Annotated in this window: 3 protein-coding genes; all 3 read left to right on the forward strand. The window is 65.8% G+C overall.

Annotated elements, in window-relative coordinates; translation table 11 throughout:
* Position 1: 1 nt before the first annotated feature.
* A complete protein-coding gene (locus APY03_RS33450) occupies positions 2-1,660 on the forward strand; it encodes an efflux RND transporter periplasmic adaptor subunit (RefSeq protein WP_068684081.1) in 1,659 nt (552 codons plus the stop codon).
* Positions 1,657-4,821, forward strand: coding sequence for an efflux RND transporter permease subunit (locus tag APY03_RS33455; RefSeq protein WP_068684083.1), 3,165 nt, complete (start codon positions 1,657-1,659; stop codon positions 4,819-4,821). The genes APY03_RS33450 and APY03_RS33455 overlap by 4 nt, the downstream gene beginning before the upstream one ends.
* Positions 4,822-5,027: 206 nt before the next feature.
* Positions 5,028-6,252 (forward strand): HAD-IC family P-type ATPase (locus tag APY03_RS44910; RefSeq protein ID WP_269747413.1); only part of this gene is annotated, 1,225 nt, incomplete at its 3' end.

Genomic DNA, 6,252 nt, shown 5'->3' on the forward strand with positions numbered 1-6,252 from the left:
CATGAAGCTCAAACCCCTCTTGATCGGATCGATCGCTGCCGGCGTCCTCGCCGCGGCGGGCTTCGGCTTGTACACCCTGGGCATGCAGCGCGGCATGGGCCTGGCGGGAGCGTCAGCCGCATCTGGCGGTGCAGCGCCCTCGCCGGCTTCCGCAGCACCGGCTGCACCGGCCAACGAGACGGGCGAGGATGCCACTCGGCGCCACATCGCAACCGGCCTCAAAGCCGGCGACACCGACCCCGCGAACGGCAAGAAGATCCTCTACTACCACGATCCCATGGTGCCGGGAAACAAGTTCGACAAGCCGGCCAAGTCGCCCTTCATGGACATGATGATGTCGCCGGTCTATGCCGGCGGCGACGGCGACCAGAACAACGTGACCGTGAGCCCGCGCGTCCAGCAGAACCTGGGTGTGCGCACCGCACTTGTCTCGGAGGGGACGCTGTCGCCTCAAGTCGCGGCTGTCGGCAGCATCGCCTTCAACGAGCGCGACCAGGTCATCGTGCAGGCGCGGGCGACCGGCTATGTCGAGCGCCTGCATGTGCGTGCCACGCTCGACCGGGTGGCCAAGGGGCAGCCGCTCGCCGAACTCTACGTTCCCGACTGGATTGCAGCCCAGGAGGAGTTCCTGTCGGTTCAGCGCATGCGTGGGACCGACCTGGCGCCCTTGGTCGATGGCGCTCGCCAGCGCATGCGGCAGGTGGGCATGAGCGAGGGGCAGATCGAACTTGTTGCCCGCAGCGGCCGCACCCAGCCCCGCATCACGCTGGTCGCACCGATCGGCGGCGTCATCACCGAACTGACGACGCGAGAGGGGATGACGGTGATGCCGGGCGCCACGCTGTTTCGCATCAACGGTCTTTCCACTGTCTGGGCCAACGCGGAGGTCCCGGAGAGCCAGGCAGCACTGCTGCGACCAGGCGCCAAGGTGCGGGCCAAAAGCCCGGCAGCACCCGGCGAAACCTTCGACGGCAAGGTGCAGGCCATCCTCCCCGACGTCAACCCGGCGACGCGCACCTTGAAGGCGCGGCTGGAGCTGGCGAATCCGGGCGCACGGCTGGTACCGGGCATGTTCGTGTCGATGCAGTTCATGGATATGCGCGCCGACAAGGTGCTGCTGATTCCGACCGAAGCCGTCATCCAGACGGGCAAGCGCACCGTCGTCATGCTGGCCGAGGAGAACGGCCGCTTCAGCCCGGTGGATGTCGAGATCGGCATCGAGAGCGGCGGCCAGACTGAGGTCAAGCGCGGGCTGCAGGCCGGCCAGCGCGTCGTGGTGTCTTCCCAGTTCCTGATCGACTCGGAGGCCAGCCTCAAGGGTGTCGAGGCGCGCTTGAACAGCGTGCCGGCATCCGGCGCTACGCCTTCCAGTGCCTCGGCAACGAGCGCTCCGAAGCATGTGGGCGAAGGCAAGGTGGAAAGCCTGAGCAAGGATGCGATGACCTTGTCGCACGGCCCGATCCCGACGATGAAGTGGGGCCCGATGACCATGGACTTCAAGCTGCCCACAGGCGGCGCACCGCGCAATGTCCAGAACGGCGACCGGGTGACCTTCGAGTTCTTCATGGACAAGGACGACCTGCCGCAGCTCACCCGCGTGACGCCGATGGCGCCCGGGCCCAAGGCGGCGGCGCCCGCTGCAACGGGAAGCAAGCAATGATCGCGAGGCTCATCCGATGGTCGATCGCCAACCGCTTCCTGGTGTTGCTGGGCGCGCTGATGATCAGCGCCTGGGGCGTGTACTCGGTGTCGAAGGCGCCGCTCGACGCGCTGCCGGATCTGTCGGACGTGCAGGTCATCATCCGCACGACCTATCCGGGGCAGGCACCGCGCATCGTCGAGAACCAGATCACCTATCCGCTGACGACGACGATGCTGTCGGTGCCGGGCGCGAAGACGGTGCGCGGCTATTCGTTCTTCGGCGACTCGTTCGTGTACGTGCTGTTCGAGGACGGCACCGACCTGTACTGGGCGCGCTCGCGCGTGCTCGAATACCTGAACCAGGTGCAGTCGCGCCTGCCGGCCGGCGCCAAGGCCGCGCTTGGCCCCGACGCCACCGGCGTGGGCTGGATTTACCAGTACGCCCTGGTCGACCGCAGCGGCACGCAGGACGCCTCGCAGCTGCGCGCCCTGCAGGACTGGTTCCTGAAGTACGAGTTGAAGACCGTGCCCAACGTCGCCGAGGTGGCCTCGGTGGGCGGCATGGTGCGGCAATACCAGGTCGTGCTCGACCCCGACAAGCTCGCGGCCTACAGGATTCCGCACACCAAAGTGGTCGAAGCGATCCAGAAGGCCAACCAGGAGACGGGCGGGTCGGTGCTCGAGCTCGGCGAGGCCGAGTACATGGTCCGCGCCTCGGGCTACCTCCAGAGCCTGGATGATTTCCGCAAGGTGCCGCTCATGACGACCGACGCCGGCGTGTCGGTGCGCCTGGGCGATGTGGCGCGCATTCAGGTCGGCCCCGAGATGCGCCGCGGCATCGGCGAGCTCGACGGCGAGGGCGAAGCAGCAGGCGGCGTGATCGTGATGCGATCGGGCAAGAACGCGCTGGAGACCATTTCCGCGGTGAAGGAAAAGCTGAAGACGCTGCAGGCAAGCCTGCCTCGGGGCGTGGAGATCGTGCCGACCTACGACCGGTCGAGCCTGATCGAGCGCGCGGTGGAGAACCTGAGTCGCAAGCTGCTGGAGGAGTTCCTCGTCGTCGCGGTGGTGTGTTTCATTTTCCTGTTCCACCTGCGATCGGCCTTCGTTGCGATCGTGTCGCTCCCGATCGGCATCTTGGCCGCCTTCATCGTGATGCACTACCAGGGCGTCAACGCCAACATCATGTCGCTCGGCGGCATCGCGATCGCCATCGGCGCGATGGTCGATGCTGCGGTCGTGATGATCGAGAACGCCCACAAGCACATCGAGCAGTGGAACCACGAGCATCCGGGCCAGACATTGCGCGGCGAGCCGCACTGGCGCGTGATCGCCGATTCGGCGGCCGAGGTGGGTCCGGCGCTGTTCTTCTCGCTGCTCATCATCACGCTGTCCTTCATTCCGGTGTTCACGCTGGAGGCGCAGGAGGGGCGGCTGTTCTCGCCGCTGGCCTTTACCAAGACCTACGCGATGGCGGCAGCGGCCGGCCTCGCAGTGACCTTGATCCCCGTGCTAATGGGCTACCTGATCCGGGGAAGGATTCCCGAAGAGAAGAGGAATCCGCTCAACCGACTTCTGATCGCGGCCTACCGCCCGTTGCTGGACGTGGTGCTTCGCTGGCCGAAGCTGACGCTGTTGGGCGCCGCCATCGTGCTGGTGCTGAGCCTCTGGCCGCTGCAGCACATCGGCGGCGAATTCATGCCGCGGCTGGACGAAGGCGATCTGCTCTACATGCCGTCGGCACTTCCGGGTCTATCAGTCGGGAAAGCCGGCGAACTCTTGCAGCAGACCGATCGCCTGATCAAGACCGTGCCCGAGGTGGCCAGCGTGTACGGAAAGGCCGGGCGGGCAGAGACGGCCACCGATCCGGCGCCGATGGAGATGTTCGAGACCACGATCCAGTTCAAGCCGCAGAACGAATGGCGGGCGGGCATGACGCAGGACAAGCTGGTCGAGGAACTCGACCGCATCGTCAAGGTGCCGGGCCTGACCAACATCTGGGTGCCGCCGATCCGCAACCGCATCGACATGCTGGCCACCGGCATCAAGAGCCCTGTCGGCGTGAAGGTCGCAGGCACCGACCTCGTCACCATCGACCGTCTGACGGGCGAGATCGAACGCGCGCTCAAGGATGTGCCAGGCGTATCGAGCGCATTGGCCGAGCGCCTCACCGGCGGCCGCTACGTGGACGTGAACATCAAACGCGATGAGGCCGCGCGCTTCGGCATGAACATCGCAGACGTGCAGTCGGTGATCGCCTCGGCAGTGGGTGGCGAGAACATCGGCGAGACGGTCGAAGGCCTGCAACGCTTCCCGATCAACATGCGCTACCCGCGTGAGATCCGCGATTCGCTGGAGAAGCTGCGGACGCTGCCGATCGTCACCGAACGCGGCGCGCGGCTGGTGCTGTCCGACGTGGCGGATGTCCGCATCACCGATGGCCCGCCGATGCTGCGCAGCGAGAACGCGCGGCTGTCCGGCTGGGTGTATGTGGACATCCGCGGTCGAGACCTTCGCTCGGCCGTGCAGGACATGCAGCGCGTGGTCGCGAAAGAGGTGAAGCTGCCGCCGGGCTATTCGATCTCCTGGTCGGGGCAGTTCGAATTCCTGGAGCGCGCTACCGCGAAGCTGAAGGTGGTCGTGCCCTTCACGCTGCTAATCATCTTCGTGCTGCTGTACCTGACGTTCAAGCGCTTCGACGAGGCGCTGCTGATCATGGCCGCCCTGCCCTTTGCCCTGGTGGGTGGCATCTGGCTGCTGTACCTGCTCAGCTACAACCTGTCCGTCGCCGGCGCGGTCGGATTCATCGCGCTCGCGGGGGTGTCCGCCGAGTTCGGTGTGATCATGCTGCTGTACCTCAAGCACGCCTGGCAGGACCGCATCGACGAGGGGCGCACCGCACACGCCGACCTGCTGGAAGCCATCCGCGAAGGCGCGGTGCTGCGCGTGCGCCCCAAGGCGATGACGGTCGCCGTCATCCTGGCCGGCCTGTTCCCGATCATGTGGGGCAGCGGCACCGGCTCGGAGGTCATGCAGCGCATCGCCGCGCCGATGGTGGGCGGTATGATCACCGCGCCGCTGCTGTCGATGTTCGTCATTCCTGCGGCGTATTTGCTGATGCATCGGCCGCGCGAGCGACGCGCGCCGAGGTTTTGGAGAAGGCGCCATGGAACTACCTGAATGCCTCCAGCGGCCGGTCTGTGCTCGTTGCTCTGATCTTCCTTGTGTCTGCCGCTTGCCGGTGCCAGCCTCCATGATGCGGAGGCTGGCTGGGGGGATCCAGCCATGAGGCTGGTACCGATGCGGACTGTCACGCACTGTAAAACGCCAACCTATTGACCTTCCCATGCTGGGAAGGTCAAGACTCGCATGAACACGAGGTCTCCATGAATCCACAGCCCCCTCAGTCCACCGCCCCGTCTGCACCTTCTGAGCACGGACCGCACCAGCACGACCATCGGCACCCAGTTGCTGAAGGAGATCGCTCAGAGCGTGGGCATCATCACCATCAGCGTGGCGCAGCTATCGAGCCGGGCAGCGTCGCCGATGTCGAGTACACCTGTCCCATGCACCCTCAGGTGCGCCAGATGGGCCCCGGCAGCTGCCCCATCTGTGGAATGGCGCTGGAGCCGGTCGTCGCGACCGAGGCGACCGGGGAAAGCGCGGAGTTGCGGGACATGAACCGCCGGTTCTGGATCGGATTGGCGCTCAGCCTGCCCGTGGTCGTGCTCGAGATGGGTGGACACCTCATCGACCTGCATCGTTTGCTGAGCCAGCAAACGTCCAATTGGTTGCAGATGCTCTTCGGCACCCCGGTGGTCCTCTGGGCCGGCTGGCCGTTTTTTGTGCGAGGCTGGGCGTCGGTGAAAAGCCGCAATCTCAACATGTTCAGCCTGATTGCGCTGGGCACCGGCGTCGCGTGGATGTACAGCGTTGTCGGCACCGTGGCGCCCACGCTGTTCCCGGCGGAACTGCGCACCATGGATGGCGCGGTCCCGATCTACTTCGAGGCCGCGGCAGTCATCACCGTCCTGGTTCTCCTCGGGCAGGTGCTGGAACTGCGAGCGCGTGAAAAGACATCCGGAGCGATACGCGCATTGCTCGACCTCGCGCCGAAAACGGCGGTACGCGTGAAGAGCGACGGGTCCGATGAAACGGTCGAGATCGACACCATCGCCGTGGGCGAGCACTTGCGGGTTCGACCGGGCGAAAAGGTGCCCGTGGATGGCGAAGTAGTAGAGGGCAGGGGAACGGTCGACGAGTCGATGGTCACCGGCGAACCGATTCCGGTGGCCAAGGCGCCGGGCTCCAAGGTCACGGCAGGAACCCTGAACCAGACTGGCGGCTTCGTGATGCGCGCCGAAAAGGTGGGAGCGGACACCCTGCTGGCGCAGATCGTCCATATGGTCGCGTCGGCGCAGCGCAGCCGCGCGCCGATTCAGCGCATGGCAGACCAGGTTGCCGGCTGGTTCGTTCCGGTGGTGATCGTGGTTGCGGCCCTGACATTCGTTGCCTGGTTCATTTGGGGGCCGAGTCCGGCCTTGTCGTATGCACTCATCTCCGCCGTTGCAGTCCTCATCATCGCCTGCCCCTGTGCGCTCGGCCTGGCCA

Origin of the sequence: Variovorax sp. WDL1, assembly GCF_001541225.1 — a bacterium.
GTDB lineage: Bacteria > Pseudomonadota > Gammaproteobacteria > Burkholderiales > Burkholderiaceae_C > Variovorax.